Source organism: Pseudoalteromonas sp. SANK 73390 (genome assembly GCF_054966645.1).
Genome location: NZ_ARPN01000053.1, coordinates 61,039 through 79,821, shown reverse-complemented (window position 1 = coordinate 79,821; position 18,783 = coordinate 61,039). Strand labels below are relative to the sequence as shown.

Sequence of the window (18,783 nt, the reverse complement as noted above, 5' to 3'; positions counted from 1 at the left end):
TTAAAACATTCGCCATTTTACTGCTTTATTAACGCGCCTTTTGTATAACCAAGCATACTTTATCGTGACTTGTTGCAACATTATTTGGTTTTGCTCAAGGCGGATTTGAGTTGGCTCATTCATTATAAATTCTTGATTTAATGTGCCTTGGTTTTTATTGTGCCAGCACTGTAGCCGCTGAGTATTTGCATATAAGCAGTAATTACCAGTTATATTAGCCTGCCAATTAATGGTTAGGTCAATATAACAATCTTGCCCTTGTTCTAATGTGGTGCATTGTTTTGGTGACACACTAAGTTGTTGGTTTGGCTCATTTGCTGCGTGAGTATTACTGTGGCCCAATATTGCGATGCAAACTAAGCCTGCTTTTATAGTTGTATGTGTTATTAAGGTCATCATTTTACTCCTTAAAACACGTAACTTAGCGACAGACCAACATGACTTCCGTAATCTTTTCTGTCTGTGTTGCGCTGCAAAATGAACTGAGTATAAGGGCTATTAATAATCGAGTTGGTGTATTTGGTATATGAAATATTACCTTCTAGTAGCCAATCTTCTAGTAGCGGCTTACTAAAACCAAATTTAGTAATTAAATTAGCGCCGCCTTTAGCGTTATAAGCCGTAAAGCTTTGAGCGCTTTGCGGTACGCCATAATAGTAATCTAGCATTTTTTCACTGCGGTACTGGGCTCCCACTGAGCCGTAAAAACGCCAATTTTTATACTGCCAATCTTTGGCAAGCGACAGCGAGGCATAGCTGCCACCAGAATAATCTTTATTTTTAGTTGCGGGTGCTAAAACAGCTTGTACTTGTATGCCAGCCACTTCGCCTGATGCTCTGAGGCCTAAATAACTGGTGCTGCGTTTTTCAAAACTATCGGCGCCGGCATAAAAATTTAAGTCGCCATGGGCGGTTGACACCATGAGGTCAAACTCCCAATTGGGTGTATTAAACAAGTTATACCCTGCACTGAAGCTTGCATTAAATTTATTGGAATGTCCCGGGTGCTCTACAAAAAGCCCATTTTCAAAGTAGTATGTTGCGTTAATGTGAGCATGTAAGTAGGTTTTGTGATCTTTGTATATGCCACCTTGATAAAGGCTCGATAATCCTACGGTTAAAAATCCGCCCGCCTCGCGCTTTTTGAAAAAGTCATAATCGGTCTCAGGCTCAGCTTTGGCATAAGCCGACATACTGCATATTGAGCACATTAATAATGAGAGTAATTTAATTTTCATTTTTAATATCTTGTTGTTAGTTGATTTGATATTACCCTAACGGTTTTTTATTTTGGCGGTGGTACGAAGATTTAACAGAACGTATCAAAATGTATCGTATCACAGTATCAACCAGTGAAATATCCGCTTTAATACTGATAAGGGGTACTGAACGATACACTATGATACAAATCAATGATGCGTGTTACAGCGTGTCAAAACTATTCGCTGTAGAGTTTTCATCAATGAATTGAATGACATAACTAACAAGGAATTATGATGAAAACAACACTAGGTTTAATAACTAAGGTAACTATAGTTTGTGCAACACTTACGATAACTGGCTGTGGTTCAAATAGCGCTAAGCATAATAATGTCGTTAAGAGTGTAATTGATGTGGCCGCAACTGAGTTTGACTACCAGCAATTACTTAACGATACCGTGCAAACTAACGTACCCGGCGTGGTACTTTATATCAAATCTCCAACCATTGATTTCTATGGTGCTGCGGGGTTGGCAGATATAAACTCGCAAACAATGATGCAAATTGATGCGCGTATTCCAAATGGCAGTGCCGGTAAAAAGCTCACAGCTTTACTTGCGGCTATGTTACACGAAGAAGGCCGCTTTAACTTAGATGCGCCTATTTCTCAGTATTTAACAACCTCAATATTATCGAAAGTAGAACACAGCGAACTAATGACCACTCGCCAATTGCTCTCTCATACCAGCGGAATATATGATTATCTCGCTGATAACGATGGCGAATTTTACCAAGCAGTACAACAGCAGCCAAACGAGTTAATAACAGACAGCTTTGCATTACAATATGCGCTTGATAAACCAGCACATTTCAACCCCGGTAGTGATTGGCGGTATTCAAATACGGGCTATATCTTAGCAGGCTTAATTTTAGATAATGTATTGGGTGAGCACCACTCAAAGGCGTTACGAGATTATGTGCTTGACCCATTAGGGCTCACGAGTATGAGTTACGGTGGTATTGAAAAAGAATACGGACAAAGCGCATCGGGTTACTTGTTGTTAGATAACAAATTACAAAACACTCGGGATTTTTATAGCAACATAGGTGTAGCAGATGCACCGGTGGTAGGTGATGCAAAAGACATGGCAGAGTTATTAAGGCAAATTGTTGAAAGCGAGCAAATAAGTGAACCTGTTAGGCAGTTGTTGATTGGTGACACACGTTTGGTGAATACAGGGGCGGTTAATCAACGTTATGGTTTGGGGGTTTTTGTAGAACGTTATGATGATCAAGTTGTTTATTACCATGGTGGCGACGAATTGGGTTATGCAACCAGAGACTACTATTTTCCTAAAACTCAAACGGCCATCACGATGTTGTTTAATTGTAATGGTTATCGTACTTGTGAAGTTGATATTGATAATATGCGAGATACTGTGCTTAAGCAGTTTTTATAATAGTCATTCGTATAATGCAGTACGCTTATCTGTGTTAAGGTGTTGTTATTAAATGCTTTTATGTGATAAATTGCAAGGCTGAATACGCAATTTTAGCCTTGCAACAATATAAAAAATGTATTGAAAAGTAACTGCTAGCAAAGCTCTCCAAGCCAGTCAGAAATAGCTTTTTGATAACGGCTACGCAAGGGTTACACTGGATTTATAAAAAAGCGAACAACGAATAAAATAATAATGGAACACAGTCATGAATAACAAAGCACTAATGAGCGGTTTATTGTGCACTTTAATCTCATTTAACACTTTAGCAGGCAAAGTACTCGATGCACCGCCAGAGTCAGTTTCGGCAACAGATAAGTTTGTATTTTACTCTCATGGTTATATTGTAGAAGGGGATAACCCTAAACCTGTGAATATTAAACAGGGCTGGGGTGTTTATGACTTTCCAGCTATTAAACAGGCTTTATCAGATGACAGTTACACTCTAATAGCCCATCACCGAGCTAAAAATACCGATCCATTTGATTATGCATATACACTTAATCAGCAAGTACGTACATTGGTTGCAAAAGGTATAGAACCAAAAAATATTGCGTTAGTGGGTTTTTCTCGTGGTGCGTTTATTACCGGCCTTACCTCCGATAAGTTATCAGATTTGGCCATTAATACGGTTATTTTGGCTGGCTGTGGTCGGTTAGTCTGGCAAAAGCATACTGATGTAAAAGTATATGGTCATGTGTTATCTATGTATGAAAAGTCAGATAAAGCAAGAAGCTGCAATAAGCTCGATGAGAAAAGTACGCAAACGCGTTCGTTTACTGAAATAGCCATTAACACAGGCCTGTCACATGGGGCATTTTATCGTCCGGTCAAAGAGTGGGTTGACCCAGTTAAACTGTGGATAAAAACACATTTTGAGTAGTTTGCTTTTAAGCTGAAGTTCGTATTAATTGAGTATTTATACTCATAGCATCATAGTAAAAGATGTACCTGCTTCTGGCGTTGAAGTAACTTTAAGGCGCCCTTTATGGCGATGAATAATTTGTTGGCTTAGCGCAAGACCAATACCAGAGCCAGTAGGCTTTGTTGTAAAAAATGGTACAAATATTTTATCTAAGGCATTAGGGTCAATGCCCTTACCATTATCGTGGATACAAATTTCGCATTTAGCATAACGATTTATCTGTGCTGATAGCGTCACTTGCTTAATATTACCATTGTCTTCAGCGAGTGCATCTTTGGCGTTGGTCAGTAAATTAAGCAGTACTTGCTCTAACATTTTTTTATCTGCATTAATGCTTAATGTTGGCGGTTCAACGTTACAACGTAGTGTGATACCAGCTTGCTCAAAATCATTTTTTATCAAACAGATGACGTCATCAATGAGTGTTTGCACTTTTACATTTGATATTTCTAGCTGCGGAATATGGGTAAGTTTGCGATAGCTTTCAATAAACCCTAACAATGATTTACTGCGAACGCCGATGGCTTGCAAACTTTGCAAATAATCACTGACAAGCTCCGGGTCATCAATGCTTTGACTTAGTTGCTGTTCTGTCATGGTGATTAAAGTGTTAGAAAGAGAGTAAATTGGGGCTACGGAGTTGCCAATTTCATGTGTCAGTATGCGAATAAGTTTTTGCCATGAGTCTATTTGGGTACTTTCAATTTGCTCAGAAATTGGTGTACATAACCATAAATCAAACTGATTATCTTGATAAGCAAAGTTAAAGTACTTAAACAGTAACTCGTTTGAGACGCTATTTGCAGACTTGGTTTGCTCAAGTGTTGGGTGTTGTTTGAGCAAATCATACAGGCTTGTGAGGTGGCGAATATTGAGTAAGCGCTTGGCGCTATTGTTGCAAACCAGTAGTTGCTCGTTATTTTTAGCTAAAATAACGCCTGTATCAATGTGTTGTAGCATGCTCTCAAATACAGCAATTTGTTCTGTTTGTTTACGTTTATCAGCCTGTGCTTGTTGGATAAGTTCGTTACACAACGTAAGCATGTGCTTATCTAATGTATGTTGAGCACTGATTCGAAAACTACTGTCTCTATATTTTAAGGCATTAATTATCTCATTAAACTGTTGCTGCTGTCGTTTAAATAGGTTAGTGGTACAGCGTATAAACACCAATGCAGTAGCAACAGCAAGCAGGCTTAGTAACTGCATATGGCTATGGAGCAAACCTAAAGCCCCAATGGTTGCAAAGCTTACGGCTGTTAACAAGTAGCCAGTCATAATGAATACGTTATTGTTAAACACCGAATTTCTCCATTTTGCGGTATAGAGATGCTCGGGTAATACCTAACGCTTTGGCAGCATGACTAATGTTACCTTTAAAATCTTTAATTGCTCGCTCTATCGTGTGTTGTTCAAGTTCAGCTAGGTTGTAAGTGTTAGGTGTTTTTTGCACAGACTGAGTTTGAGTACTTTTGTTAGATAGCTGAAATTGCAGCTGCGCTGACTCTGACAAAATAACAGCTCGCTCAGCTAAATGTTGTAACTCACGAATATTACCAGGCCATGGATAATCAATGAGTGATTGCATGGTCTTATCATCAACAAACTTATTGCCCAATTTATACTTTTCGCTGTAAAGCTTGGTGTAAAACTCCACAAGTAGCGGGATGTCTTGAAGGCGTTCTCTAAGAGGGGGTAAAGTGATTTCGACTGTGTTGATCCTATAGAGTAAATCTTGGCGAAAGTTACCTGATTGCACCATATCATACAAATTGACGTTGGTTGCTGTAATTAAACGTATATCAATATCAATCTGTTTAGACCCACCAACAGGTGTGATCATTCTATTTTGAATTGCAGTGAGCAGTTTGCCTTGTAACGCTAAAGGAATGTTGGCAATTTCATCTAAAAATAACGTGCCATCGTCAGCCAGTTCAAAGCGGCCTTGTTTGTTTTCTTTTGCGTCAGTGAAGGCACCTTTAACATGACCGAACAGTTCACTTTCAAACAGTGAGCTGGCTATGGTGCCCATATCTACAGATAAAAAAGTTTGCTTAGCACGCAAGGATTGTTTGTGCAGCTCTCGGGCAATGAGTTCTTTACCTGTGCCACTTTCACCTAACACCAGCACATTGGCATCCGTTTTGGCGGCTTTTTCAATGGTTTGAAAAACGTCTTCCATGGCAGGGCTTGCCGCAATGAGGTTTTCAAATGGTTTATTCTGCGCGGCCAGTGACAACTGAGCAATTTGATTAAGCTTTTTATTTGTTTGTCGTTGTGTATTTAGCTCAACACAATTGGCAACAGTAGCCAGTAGCTTTTCGTTTTGCCATGGCTTTAATACAAAGTCACTGGCTCCTTGTTTGATTGCGTCAACCGCCATCGACATGTCACCAAATGCGGTAAAAAGTACCACAACGGCATCTTCGTCGATGGTTTTAATCTGTTTCAACCAGTAAAAGCCTTCTGCACCAGATGTTGAATCTCGGGTAAAATTCATATCGAGTAGAATGAGTGCAAACTTCTGTTTAGCCATGGTATTGGCAATATCGTGAGGGTTATCGAGTGTCATTACTTTTTTATAATGTGGTTTTAATAGCATACGAGTTGCAACGAGTATTTCTTTATTGTCATCAACTACGAGAATTGCTTTTTCACTGATAGCCATAGTATGCCTTTGGTATTCAAACTGTACGATATCGTACACTAAGTGTTTTATTCTTTTACACTTATTTTCAGCGCACGTTACGTAAAAATCTATAAATCACTGTTTTTATTGTATTTTTCTTTTTGGCACGTTACTTGTTTCTAATTAAGTATATTTTGGTTTTAAAAGTGACACGTTATGGATAAGCAAAAAGTAAAAAAACGCACCTTCAAAGTTTGGTGGTTAACAGTACCTGTTATTGCTGTGGTGTATTTAGCATTAAGTGGCGCTGCTAGTAGTATGGGTACATACAACTTAGCAAAAGATAAAGTGAAAATAGGTGTGGTGAGCAAAGGTCAATTTCATGATCTGATCCCAATCAGAGGTAACATCACACCTAGCAAGTCGGTGTATTTAGATGCGATTGAAGGCGGCCGAGTTGAGCAACGTTTTGTTGAAGAAGGGGCCATGGTTAAAAAGGGTGATAAACTGCTGCTACTGAGTAACACCGCACTACAACTTGATGTGATCTCTCGTGAGGCGCAAATTTCGGAACAGTTAAACAACTTACATAACACCCGACTAGCCATTGATCAAAACCGTTTGAATTTACAACGTAACTTATTGGAGCTAGATCATCAGATCAAGCAAAGTGAGCGTCGTTTAGCTCAACTTAATCGCCTCGGCAGTGGTAATTTAGTCTCAAAAGATAAGCTGCAAGCAACGATAGATGAAACTGAATATTTAAAAGGTCGTCGCAAGCTGGTTATGGAGCAACAAAGTCAAGATGAGCGTATTCGTACTGTACAAATTACACAACTAGAAGACAGCGTGGCTCAGTTAAATAAAAATCTAAGCTTTGCTCGCAAGAACTTAGAAAACTTAATCATCAGAGCGCCTATTGACGGTCAGCTAACGGCCTTAAATGCAGAACTTGGCCAATCAAAAGCACGAGGCGCCCGCCTAGGGCAGGTTGATATTGTCAATCAATACAAGGTAACAGCCTATATTGATGAATTTTATTTGGGGAGAGTGCTTGCAGGGCAATCCGCAAAAGTGACGCATTTAGGGCAAGATTATAGTTTGAAACTATCTAAAGTATACGCGCAAGTTAACAATGGCCGCTTTGAAGTTGACCTGAATTTTGAATCGCAATTACCAAAGGGCTTGCGTCGTGGGCAGAGCTTACAACTTGAGTTGTATTTAGCTGATGCACAACCTGCCATGTTGCTACCCAATGGGGGGTTTTATCAAGATACCGCAGGTAAATGGGTATTTGTACTTGAACAGGGTAGCAATACCGCAGTAAAGAAACTTGTCTCGCTGGGCCAACGAAATAATAAAGCAATTGTGGTCATCAATGGGCTGTCTGAAGGAGACCGTGTGATCACCTCAAGTTATGGCAGCTTTAAAGATATGCAATCAATTACGCTCACCAATTAATAGGAAACTCTGATGTTAAAACTAAAAAAAATAAGCAAAGTATTTAGCACTGAACTTGTAGAAACATATGCACTCGATTCAGTTTCATTAACCGTTGAACGTGGTGAGTTTGTGGCGATTATGGGCCAATCAGGGTCAGGTAAGTCGACTTTACTTAATATCATTGGCTTATTGGATGAAATTGATGATGGTCAATATACCTTTGATGGCACCGATGTGAGCCACCTAAAAGAGAGTAAATTAGCCGATCTTCGCAAAGATAATATTGGTTTTATTTTTCAAAGCTTTAATCTAATAAATGAGTTAACTGTATTTGAGAATGTGGAATTACCACTTATTTATCAGGGTATTAGTAAAGGGCAGCGTGAGCAAAGCGTGCAACAGATTTTAGAAAAAGTAAACATTGCACACCGTAAAGATCATTATCCGCAACAGCTCTCTGGTGGCCAGCAACAGAGAGTGGCAATTGGGCGTGCCATAGTGGCACAGCCAAAAATGCTTTTGGCAGATGAACCAACGGGCAACCTAGACTCAAAAAATGGCGAAGAGGTCATGCGCTTGCTTGCTAAGTTAAATGAAGAAGGGGTTACCATTGTAATGGTGACTCACTCGGATCATCATGCTAACTATGCACACCGTACCATTAACGTGTTAGATGGTCATATTGTATCTCAACATATGCAGGATGTGCGTTATGCTTAAAAACTTTTTTATCATTGCTTATCGCAGCCTATTTACACAAAAGCTGTATTCAATCATTAATATTCTTGGCTTGGCGATAGGTTTAGCAACTTGTATAACCATGGTGATTTTTGTTGAGTCTGAGCTTGGTTATGATGAATTAATCCAAGATCATGAACGTATTTATCGTGCATCAGTAGACTTTACGCCGCCAAACTCACCAGCACAGCACTTTGCCCAAGCTCAGGTTTATAACGCTGAACGATTTAAAGCGTATTTTTCCGAAGTAGAAGAAACAACACGTTTAAGAGCGATTAACTTACCCTTGGGTCACGGGCGAGACTTATTTATTAATGAGGGATTGATGCTTGCAGATGCCAATGCTATTGAGTTTTTCTCATTAGAGGTAATTAAAGGCAATAGCAAAGGGCTCAACATGCCAAATTCAATCGTACTGAGTGAATCTTCTGCGCTTATGTACTTTGCAACGACAGATGTCATTGGCCAAACCTTGCAATTGGCAAACCGTATTACATTAAAAGTGACTGCAGTAGTAAAAGACTTACCTAAACGCACACACCTTAATATTTTTGCTTTGGTGAGTATGGCAACAGCCAATGAGTTTTTTGGTGATACGCAATGGCAGCAGGACCAAAGCTTTAACTACTTTACTTATTTAAAATTGGCTCAAGGTGCTTCCGGTGAAGCACTAGAGGCTAAGATCCCCACTTATTTAGAAGATCACGTTAAGCGCGGTGCCAGTGATATGTTAGCCTTTAAACTGATGCCTATAACCGATATCTACCTGCATTCACATAGATACGGTGAAATGAAAGACAATGGTGATATTAGCACGGTGTATTCATTTTCGATTATCTCTGCTCTTATTTTGTTAATTGCGAGTGTGAACTTTATGAACTTGTCGACGGCGTCTGGCGCTAAACGCGCAAAAGAAGTTGGGGTTCGCAAGACCTTAGGGGCTAAAAAACATCACCTGATTGCCCAGTTTATTACTGAAGCTGTATTACTTAGTTATATCGCTTTATTTATTGCACTTGCGTTTGTTCAGGCTAGCTTGCCTTTATTTGCTGAGTTTATTGGTAAACCGCTTGAATTTAATTTTTATTATGATGTGTCAGTGCTTGCTATGTTACTCATTTTAGGCTTGTTTGTAGGGGTGGTTTCTGGGTCTTATCCGGCATTTTATTTGAGCAGTTTTAAACCTGTAAAAGTATTAAAAGGTGAAGTCACACAAGGTCAGTCAGGCATTTTACTTAGGAAATTGCTGGTAGTACTGCAATTTAGTGTAGCGGTTATTTTGATTATCGTCACACTCGTGGCAAGCAATCAGCTAAGCTATGCGCGCAGTATTGAACAGGGCTATGACAGAGAACAAACCATTGTGCTACAAAGGCTTTATACCGATGAGGCAAGCCTGCAACGAAGCGCCCTAAAAACCCAATTGTTGACACATCCTAACATTGTAAATGTCTCTGCCAGTTCAGCTTTTCCTACCGGCTCGATAGTGGATGCATATGGTATGACACACCCGCAAACAAATACATTTCAGACAATGCCAGTATTAGCTGTAGATGAAGATTACTTTACGGGTTATCAAATACGTTTTTTAAGTGGCAGAGGGTTTAGTCGAGATTTCCCCGCTGATGAATTAGTTATGGCAAGTGAAGAGCAATCTAACTTTAGTGTGGTCCTTAATAAAAAGGCTGCTGACTCTTTGGGTTACACACCACAAGAGGCGATAGGTAAACAGTTCAAAGCGCATTTGACTCAAGGTAGTCTCAGTATCGTAACGATTGTTGGTGTGACACAAGATTACTATTTTTCATCATTAAAAAGTGAAATCCGTCCAATTTACCATTTATTGCATCGTGATAGAGGCAATACGTTGTCGATTAAATATCAAGGTGACACTGCGTTGGTGCGTGAGTTTATTGAAACAACTTGGGCTGCACTTATTCCAGAGCAGCCTATCGAATTATCGCACTTGGAAGATAGGTTTGAGCAACTTTATCAACAAGAAGACAAAGAACTGACGGTGTTTAATTTGTTTGCCATGTTAGCCATTTTTATTGCTTGCTTAGGGTTATTTGGACTCGCATCATTTACAACTCAGCGTCGTACTAAAGAAATTGGTATTCGTAAAGTACTTGGTGCGAGTGTTTGGGATATCGTCTTACTCATAAATAAAGAGTTTTCAAAGCAAGTGCTGATTGCCAATGTGTTAGCTTGGCCTCTAGCCTATTATATAATGCAACAATGGCTTGCCAGTTTTGTATATAGTATTGAATTGACGATTATTCCATTTTTAATAGCAGCAGGGCTGGCTTTTGCAATTGCATGGCTCACAGTTGGTTCTTTATCCGCATTTGCTGCTAAAGCTCGCCCTGTTGAGTCATTAAAATATGAATGATGTATGACTTAGCCATTTAGCATGCCCTATTGTGGGCTTGCTAAATTGGTTACTTGCTTCTTAGATGGCTTGTATGCTTTGCTTTGCATACCAAATAGCATACGCAGAGTGCTATTTTGTTTGCTCAGCTTATATCCTAAATAGCATCCACTTACCGTGAGAACTAACAACAATAATGCTTCAAATGCAGGATGAATGACAAAGGGTTTTAACCACCAAGCAAACACCACAATGAGTGTTTGATGTAGTATGTAGCACGGTAAAATTGCGCGATTTGTATATTGTATGAGCGTACTGGGGTTGTTTAGGTAATAACCTGCATAACCCACTACTGCTAAAATCCATAACCAATGGTTGGCGCTATGTATTAATGCATAAAGCAACTTTACGGTGAGCTTAGTTTCATAAAGGCTTGCCAGCGCCGTCCATACATTATGTCTATCGGCAATAATAAAAACATAACAAACGACAGCAAAGGCTAGTAGTAAGCGGCGCTGTTTAATCACGTTTTGCCACCAGTTTTTTTGTACAGCAAAGATATAGCCGGTTAAGAATACTAAAAAATACTTACCATGATTGTACCAATCATTTATTAAGTCATGGGTGCTTGGGTGAGCTGCACCGAGTAGCCACCAAATGGTTATCAATGTACACATACAAATGAATATCATCAGTACCAAGGGAATACGCTTTAGCCAAGTAATGGCCGAAAATATGGTTAATGGGCGGTGAAAAATAATCACAATAATGCAGTAAACCCAAAGGTAAGGTAAAAACCACAGGTGATTCCAAGTTAATAACCCTATTGCAGAGTGATGCTCACTTAACAAAAAAGTTGTAGGGTTAATATACTCAATCCAAAACGACCAAAAGCCTGTTTCAATAAGGTTTTGACTCAGTGCCTCTATATAAACTTGTGGGCTTACAATCACAAACATGCCAAATAACAAAGGAATGAATAGCCGCTGGCTTTTTAATAGCACTAATTTGCTGATACTGTATTTATCAACTGTTAATGCTAATACTATGCCTGAGATAAAAAACAGTAATGACATGCGCCAAGGGTTGGTTAATATCATAATATCTTGCAGCCATTCAAAGGTAGTCGCGCTTTTGAGATGAAACTCCCAGCCAGCAACATAGTACATACCCAAGTGATAAAGAATAAGCACGGCAAATGCCAGTACTCGCACTGCATCAATGTCATAGCGTCGTTGGTTCATTGTTTTTCTCTAAATTAGGTGTATTGAGAAGTAAAGTCTGGCAAAGTAGTCGCGGATAAAAAACAGCTAACTGTTTGACCTGTAAGCTTATAGTGATAAACGGTGGAATAGAGGGATGAGTATCAGTGAATTGGCAACAAGTGGACAAAAATAAAATACTGTTAGGTTACTTGGCCGCAGGGCTGTATCTTTTTATTAATAACACCATTAATGCGCTGTCGGTTTGGAGTGAGCATACACGAGATGGTGAGCCTAGTATCGCTATGTGGGAGCCGTTTGTTTGGGAATATACCAGTGCATTGGGTGTGCTTTTGCTTTTACCTTTGTTATTTATGTTCTTTAAGCGTTTTGCACTGCGCTTTGAGAAAATTAATCAACAGCTTGTAGTACATCTGTTTGGTAGTCTGTTATTTGCCAGCCTTCATATCGTATTGATGGTGGCACTTCGTGAAGCGATTTATACTTTAAATGGGGCAGACTACAACTTTGGGCCTTGGCTTAGGGAGTTTTGGTATGAGTATCGAAAAGATGCATGGGGTTATGTAATTTGGTTGATTATTTATAATTGTGTGCAATTTGCCTATGCTCGCCTCAAAGGTGAGGCAAGTACGATAGCCAGTAGCGAAAGTGAAGCGCAAGAGAGCGAAGCTGAGCGGGCCGTGCCAGAGCACTTTTTAAGTAAAAAAATTAGATAAAGAGTTCTTAGTGAAAGTGGCAGATATAGAGTGGCTAGAGTCAGCTGGCAATTATGTGAACCTACATAGCCAAGGGCGCATTTACCCGCTGCGTGCAACTTTGGGGCAATTATCTAACCGGTTAGAGTCAAAAGGGTTTAGTCGTGTTCATCGTAGTTTTGGTATTAACCATAACGCCGTTGACAGCATTTGTTATTTACCAAGTGGCGATGGCGAAATCACCCTAAAATCAGGAAAAAAACTCAGCCTTTCAAGGCGCTATAAAGACGCATTTAAGCAGAGCTTAAGTTAATAAGGGTTGCTGCAAAGATTAGCAGGTCTCGATTTTTTAAGTAGTTGATTATTTTGGCTTCAGTGCAATTATTGTCACTTGTGTGCTGGTTATACGTCAACTGGGTTATCTATCAATCTTTTCTTAATTCTTTTTTGCTCCGCTTTTTTGATGTGTTTGCTCACCCATTTAGTGAGCTTTTTCATCAATTCAGGTGGAAAGTTATGGCCCATTCCGGGCACCACTTTGAGTTTGGCTTTGTGAATTTGTTGTGCGGTTTTTTGACCAGCAGCTAGGGGAATAATTGGGTCAGCTAAACCATGTATTACTAATGTGGGGGCTTTTATTTTACTAAGTAGGTGCTCTTTTGATTGGCTATGGGTTAGTGCAATAAGTTGGCGTTTAAAGCCATTAGGTGTATGCGCACGGGATACACTTAGCCTTGCTTGTTGTTTGAGTATTTGTTCATCTTGAGGATAATCTGGGCTGCCTATCAGTTGGTTAAGCTTAACTAAATAATCAATGGCAGCTTCTTGGCTTTTTGCTGCAGGCTTAAGGCGCATTAATTTAAAGAGTAAGCCGACGTTTGATCGCGACAGCGCAGGTGCTGAACTTGATGACATAATAGAAGTTAAGCTCAGCACCTTCTTTTTATATTTTGCTGCAAGCAGTTGGGCTATCATGCCACCCATTGAAGCACCGACTAAGTGTGCTTTTTTTACTTTTAATGCCTTCATCAATTCAAGTACATCTAAGCACATATCCTCAAGGGTGTAAGGCACTGAACTCGAGATTGGCAAGCGCCTGCTCAACCATGCTTTTAGAAGGCTTGGGCGTCCGCAGTGTTCAAGTTGTGATGACAGCCCCGTATCTCTATTATCAAAGCGAATGACTCGAAAGCCATGGCTTACCAGCCCATAATAAAAAGCGTCAGGCCATACCGTCATTTGTGCCCCCAAGCCCATGATTAAAATCACCGTAGGTGCATCGCGGGGGCCTTCATCTTGATAGTTAATTGTTATACCGTGGCTGGTTGCAATGCTGGGCATAATAAAACTCAATAATTGAAAAAGTTAGCTTGATGTAGAGTCAGTATAGCCAGTGGGATATGTAAGTTTTATAACATTATATTAGAGCACTCAGCGTAAGCTGGTTTTTTAGTTACATAATGTTTTTTAATTCATTGTTTTAAAGGTGCTTTTTGATCTTAAAAAATACTGGGGAAATGGATAAAAAATACTTGCATACTGTCGTATTACAGCCAATAATCAGCATCGCGCCATAGGCGTTATATTTTCTTACTCTTTAGGAGCTTATCATGAGTAAAAAACTGCCCGCGCATGCACATCATCGCGGCGAGATAAAAGACAACGCACTAAAAGCATTGGTAACGAGTACGCTATTTAAGGCAAAAGTTGAAAAAGCCAAAAAAGGTAAAGGTAGCTTTAAGCGTAACGCAAAACATAAAGGCCAAGAGCCTTACCTTAAGGCAGCATAAGCGCGCTTTAAGATAAGGCTTTTTGACTCACCGCTGACAAAGTGCAGTTATACGGTCACGGTTAGTTGTATTGCTTTTGTTTTAGGCTCAAATAAGGGCAAAGAGAGTAGTGCGGCCATAAAACTTAAACTAAACAACGCGCTAAATGTCATACCGCCAATAATCACAGCGGCAAGACCACGATATATTTCAGCACCTTCCCCAGGGCTTAGCATTAGTGGTAACATGCCGAATATACTAGTGCCTGTACTCATATATATCGCACGTTTTCTGGCACTCACTGCATTTAAAATAGCGACTTGTTGGCTGTCACCTTGTGTCAAATTATCTTGAAATTTATTGGCTAGTAAAATGGCATTATTGATAACTAACCCCATTAAAATAATAAAGCCAATTAATGTGATCATATCTAAGTTTTGGATACTGAATAGGTTTAGTAATTGTAAGCACAGCATACCACCAGCTAGCGCTAAAGGCATACTAGCAATCACGGCAAATGTGAGCTTCCAAGAGCTCAGCGCAAGCCACAATAAAAACACCAGAATAACCATCGACAAGTTGAACATATTTACAAATTCATTTAAGAATTGAGATAGATTATCTGCGCTACCCCTGACTTTTATAGATAATGCACTGAACTCTGTGGTTTGCTGTAACGTTTGTACATACTCGCTTACTTGTGTATAAAACTCACCAACGGTTTCTCCTTCAGATGGGGATAAGTTAAGAGTTATGCTTGTTTGTTGATTGACACGCAACAAGCTCGATGGCGCGAGTGTAAATGCTGCATCGACAAGTTCAGATAAAGGTACAAGGCCGAAGTTAGGAATGACAACCTGCGTTGCTAACATGTGCTCTAAATCTTGATTTTGCTGTGACTTTAAATAAAATGGCAGATTCTCCCCTTCACTGGCAAACTGCCCTAAATAAACCCCTTGGCTGAGCAACTGTAGTTGCTTTGTTAAAAAACCATTATTAATACCATAGCGAACAAGCTGCTCGTATTTTGGCGTGAAGGCAATGCGAGCTGTTTGATTATTTAGCTCAGTCTGTGATGCAATATTGGCATTTGGAAACTGTGTTTGTAACTTCTTAAGTAACGATTTTCCTTGCGCTTGCAATACTTCAAGCGAAGCACCTTGTAAATCGAGTTGTGTTTGACGGCTATTAGGTAAGGCAAAGCTCAATAAATTACCTTGATTGATAAATGTACGGGTGCCCGCTATATCGTGAGTTAGCTTGGTTGATATCCAACGCTTAAATACCTGATAATCCCAATCCTCAGGCGGGTAGAAATATAATAAGCAGCCACCTGGAAAACAAAACATACCTGTTACATCATAATTTGGGGCATCTGGGTTTGTTTTCTGTGCTGCTATTCTATCTAAAATAGGCATAGCGATATGTTTTTCTACCGCATGTGGTGCGAGTGGGTCGGAATAACTAATATAGGCTAGTGCCACTTTGCTCTTTGGCGCAGGTAAGACATCTAACGGTGGGCTGGCAAAATAAACACAAAGTAAAGCCACTGGTATACCGAGTATCAGTATTGTCACTTTTAGACTTATATTTCTGGCGCTTAAAGTAAGTAATCGGGCGCTGTATTCGGCTGATTTGGCTAATCTGAAGGTTGGTTTAATAAGTACATAACGAGCCAGTACGGGGATCAGTATTAAAGCAACGAGGAGTGATGAAAATAACGCGCTGGAAATTGTAAAAGCAAGGTCTTCAAATAGCTGTGCCTCAGGGCCAGATATCATCAAAATAGGCACGAATATTATGATGCTAGACAGGGTTGAAGATAAAATTGCGCCTTTAACTTCTCCTACCGCTGATGCAATATTAGTTACCACAGATTCATTAGGCGCTTGTTGAATTTTGTGTTCGATGCGCTCTACTACGACAATAGCAGCATCTAGCAGTAGCCCTACTGACAGTGCCATTGCCGCGAGTGAAATCACATTGAGGCTATAGTCGAACGTAAACATAGCAAGTAAAACACAGGCAAGACATACTGGAATACTGACAAAGACGAGGCTCACTGTTTTTAGGTTACGTAAGAAGTAAAATAAAATAGCGGTAGAGAGAAGCACGCCAATTAACAGCGCAATATATACTTGCTCTATAGCACTGTGAATAGCTTTTGAGTCATCTCTACTAAGGGCTAACGTCATGCTTTGTGTACTCAAAGGCCCTTGATTAAGCGTCTTTATGGTAGATTTTATTTTGCTCACAGTCGCCAGCGCGTTCACATCGTTACTTGGGTTTAAACGAAAGTAAAATGCTCGATAGCCGTGCATTGACGAGAACCCCCAATCTTGTTCAACACGAAGGGTCACCGTTGCAACATCTTGTAAGCGCACTATGTGTGAGTCGGTGCTATAAATTGCCAGATTACTAAGTGCATTATGGTTAAGTTGACCTTCAAAATGCAGTTCATATTCGCGATCACCAAGTTTTAGTGTACTGCCTGATCTGTCGGCCAATAAACGCAGAGGTGCACTTAATGTTGAGAGGGGGATTTGCAATTGTGCCAGTTTATTCATATCAACTTCAATATCAATTCGTTGACCAATCGGGTTGCTGGCCGTAGCAATACTTGCTACGCCATCAATTTTGATAAGCGCAGGATAGACAATGTCTTTGAAGGCATCAATATATGCTTGCTCGGAGGTTGGCTGTTGTGAATACAGCATAGCTGTTGCCATAGTTGCACCTGCTCCATCAGCCTGATTAAGTACAAAGGGTGGTGCAACGTTCGCGGGCCAATTCGGAACTTGAGAAATACTCGTGAGTGTTTGCATATAAGCTTCATTCATATCCGTATTGGCTTTAAATACCAACCGAGTTGAAGCTGTACTGTTGGATATATTGCTTTCTATTAAGGTGTTATTTGCAAGACCTGAAAGGGTATTTTCTAATGGTGCGATTAACGTTTGTTCTATTTCTTGAGCACTCTTACCGGGCCAGTTTGTGAACACCAGTATTTCAGGTCTATCTATTGGAGGAAGCAAGGCATTAGGTAGTTTAGCGCCCGCAAAAGCGCCGATAATACAGACTAAAATGGCAATCGCGAGAACAGTAGGATTAAATTTATTTTGGTGCTCAATTGCTTGCAGAGTCATTTATTTACTCCCGAAGTGACAGAGCCAGCTAAGTCATTCAGTATTTTTACTTCCTTTTGGTCTTCAAGGTTGCTTTGCCCTACGCTGACAATTCGGTCTGTGGCAGTCAGTGTTGCTTGCACTAAAAAGGTGTGGCCTAAGTTTTTGATAATACTAACGGGGGTTTTGTGGGCTTTTAATTGTTCATCGATTTGCCAGACATAGTTTTGATTTTGGGCAAGCACTACGCTCTCGGTAGGTACAACACTGAGGTTTTGGGCCGCTGTTCGCATGGTTATTTTTAATCGCTGACCCAGTCTAAAGTGGGTAAGTATGTGCTGTGAATTAGAAAAATAGAGGTTAAGCATTTGATTGGTTTTATCAATATCAGCACTGGTTCGTATGAGTGTTAATGCATCGCCAGTAGGCAATAAAAACTCGCTATGGGTCAGAGAATTTTGCTTGGATAACAGGCTATGTGGCAGTTCACAGGTTAGCTCTTTGTCACGCTGTGAAATAAATTCAGCAATAGGAGCGCCGTTGGCAATAAATTCCCCCGGTTCTGCAAGGGTACTCAATACGTAACCATCAGTAGGTGCAAAGTGTTTTAGATTATCTAAGCGTTGTTTGAGCTCTTGTATTTGGTAATCTAGGTTTAAGTAATTTAATTTTGCTGTATCACGTTGCAATGCTAGTAGGTTGAGTTGCGAGGCTGACACATGTTCTTTGTTTAGTTTTGATAAGCGAGTAAACTCCTGTGCTGCATGCTCCATTGTAAGTTTTTCGATTTGCCGAGTTTTTTGCAGCTGTTGACGCTGAAAATTTAGATATGTTCTATCTTGTGAGGCAATTAACTCTCCTCGTTTTACCAAACTACCAGCGGGTAAAATAAAAGTGATTTTTGCCTCTACATCACTGGATAATTTGGTTGCAAAAGGGATAGAGACATTACAGTTAAGGGTATACTCTAAGCCGCTAGACCAAGCTTGCACCGGTTTGACTTTAACTAAAGGTACTGAGCTTGCTCTACAAAAGATTGGCATTAATGCACATAACAAAGATATTAATAGCGAGATGAGATAATTAAGCTGTGAGGTGTTCATACTGATTTCCATAATAATGAGCGTATTTGAAGAATCTGTCATTTTTCTTTATGACTGGCCATG

General features: G+C 39.9%; 16 protein-coding genes. 8 read left to right on the top strand and 8 right to left on the bottom strand.

The annotated features are described in order from the left end of the window. Together SANK73390_RS07230 and SANK73390_RS07225 are read right to left on the bottom strand one after the other, a co-directional pair. Entirely contained in the window at positions 1-399 is a 399-nt protein-coding gene (locus tag SANK73390_RS07230; protein WP_261592545.1) for a DUF3019 domain-containing protein, read from the bottom strand. 8 nt (positions 400-407) lie between these two features. Further along, positions 408-1,238 carry a MipA/OmpV family protein gene (locus SANK73390_RS07225; RefSeq protein ID WP_462765008.1) on the bottom strand — a complete coding sequence of 277 codons (831 nt, stop codon included), beginning with the start codon at positions 1,236-1,238 and terminating at the stop codon, positions 408-410. Between the two features lie 258 nt (positions 1,239-1,496). Here SANK73390_RS07225 and SANK73390_RS07220 point away from each other — a divergent pair, with 258 nt between their 5' ends. Further along, entirely contained in the window at positions 1,497-2,660 is a 1,164-nt protein-coding gene (locus SANK73390_RS07220) for a serine hydrolase domain-containing protein (RefSeq protein WP_462765006.1), read from the top strand. Positions 2,661-2,907: 247 nt separating this feature from the next. Beyond that, positions 2,908-3,582 (top strand): alpha/beta hydrolase, encoded by a 675-nt coding sequence (locus SANK73390_RS07215; protein ID WP_462765004.1) that lies wholly within the window; start codon positions 2,908-2,910, stop codon positions 3,580-3,582. A 42-nt stretch (positions 3,583-3,624) separates the two neighbouring features. Here the strand turns inward: SANK73390_RS07215 and SANK73390_RS07210 are convergent, their stop codons facing one another. Both SANK73390_RS07210 and SANK73390_RS07205 read right to left on the bottom strand, forming a co-directional pair. Further along, positions 3,625-4,926 carry a sensor histidine kinase gene (locus SANK73390_RS07210; protein WP_462765002.1) on the bottom strand — a complete coding sequence of 434 codons (1,302 nt, stop codon included), beginning with the start codon at positions 4,924-4,926 and terminating at the stop codon, positions 3,625-3,627. Continuing rightward, positions 4,919-6,292, bottom strand: coding sequence for a sigma-54-dependent transcriptional regulator (locus SANK73390_RS07205; RefSeq protein ID WP_462765000.1), 1,374 nt, complete (start codon positions 6,290-6,292; stop codon positions 4,919-4,921). The genes SANK73390_RS07210 and SANK73390_RS07205 overlap by 8 nt, the downstream gene beginning before the upstream one ends. A 177-nt stretch (positions 6,293-6,469) precedes the next feature. Here SANK73390_RS07205 and SANK73390_RS07200 point away from each other — a divergent pair, with 177 nt between their 5' ends. The 3 genes from SANK73390_RS07200 to SANK73390_RS07190 are packed head-to-tail and all read left to right on the top strand — an operon-like array spanning position 6,470 to position 10,826. Continuing rightward, positions 6,470-7,714 carry an efflux RND transporter periplasmic adaptor subunit gene (locus SANK73390_RS07200; RefSeq protein WP_462764999.1) on the top strand — a complete coding sequence of 415 codons (1,245 nt, stop codon included), beginning with the start codon at positions 6,470-6,472 and terminating at the stop codon, positions 7,712-7,714. 12 nt (positions 7,715-7,726) lie between these two features. Beyond that, on the top strand, positions 7,727-8,416 hold the full coding sequence (locus SANK73390_RS07195; RefSeq protein WP_462764997.1) for an ABC transporter ATP-binding protein: 690 nt from the start codon (positions 7,727-7,729) through the stop codon (positions 8,414-8,416). Next, positions 8,409-10,826 (top strand): ABC transporter permease, encoded by a 2,418-nt coding sequence (locus tag SANK73390_RS07190; protein ID WP_462764995.1) that lies wholly within the window; start codon positions 8,409-8,411, stop codon positions 10,824-10,826. Before SANK73390_RS07195 ends, SANK73390_RS07190 begins: the two co-directional genes overlap by 8 nt. A gap of 26 nt (positions 10,827-10,852) precedes the next feature. Here the strand turns inward: SANK73390_RS07190 and SANK73390_RS07185 are convergent, their stop codons facing one another. After that, positions 10,853-12,049 (bottom strand): acyltransferase family protein, encoded by a 1,197-nt coding sequence (locus SANK73390_RS07185; RefSeq protein ID WP_462764993.1) that lies wholly within the window; start codon positions 12,047-12,049, stop codon positions 10,853-10,855. Between the two features lie 125 nt (positions 12,050-12,174). Between SANK73390_RS07185 and SANK73390_RS07180 the strand changes: the two genes are divergently transcribed. After that, positions 12,175-12,744, top strand: a complete 570-nt coding sequence (locus tag SANK73390_RS07180) for a hypothetical protein (protein ID WP_462764991.1) — start codon at positions 12,175-12,177, stop codon at positions 12,742-12,744. Between the two features lie 10 nt (positions 12,745-12,754). Next, complete coding sequence (locus SANK73390_RS07175; RefSeq protein ID WP_462764989.1) at positions 12,755-13,036, top strand: LytR/AlgR family response regulator transcription factor; 282 nt, start codon at positions 12,755-12,757, stop codon at positions 13,034-13,036. Positions 13,037-13,125: 89 nt separating this feature from the next. Here SANK73390_RS07175 and SANK73390_RS07170 read toward each other — a convergent pair whose 3' ends face one another. Next, positions 13,126-14,064 carry an alpha/beta fold hydrolase gene (locus tag SANK73390_RS07170; protein ID WP_462764987.1) on the bottom strand — a complete coding sequence of 313 codons (939 nt, stop codon included), beginning with the start codon at positions 14,062-14,064 and terminating at the stop codon, positions 13,126-13,128. A gap of 269 nt (positions 14,065-14,333) precedes the next feature. On the opposite strand from SANK73390_RS07170, the gene arfA reads away from it, so the two are divergent. After that, on the top strand, positions 14,334-14,513 hold the full coding sequence (arfA, locus tag SANK73390_RS07165; RefSeq protein WP_261592534.1) for a ribosome alternative rescue factor ArfA: 180 nt from the start codon (positions 14,334-14,336) through the stop codon (positions 14,511-14,513). A gap of 47 nt (positions 14,514-14,560) precedes the next feature. On the opposite strand, the gene SANK73390_RS07160 is transcribed toward arfA, so the two are convergent. Beyond that, a complete protein-coding gene (locus SANK73390_RS07160; RefSeq protein ID WP_462764985.1) occupies positions 14,561-17,638 on the bottom strand; it encodes an efflux RND transporter permease subunit in 3,078 nt (1,025 codons plus the stop codon). Beyond that, positions 17,635-18,720: an efflux RND transporter periplasmic adaptor subunit gene (locus SANK73390_RS07155; protein ID WP_462764983.1), complete on the bottom strand. Its 1,086-nt coding sequence runs from the start codon at positions 18,718-18,720 to the stop codon at positions 17,635-17,637. The genes SANK73390_RS07160 and SANK73390_RS07155 overlap by 4 nt, the downstream gene beginning before the upstream one ends. Positions 18,721-18,783 lie beyond the last annotated feature (63 nt).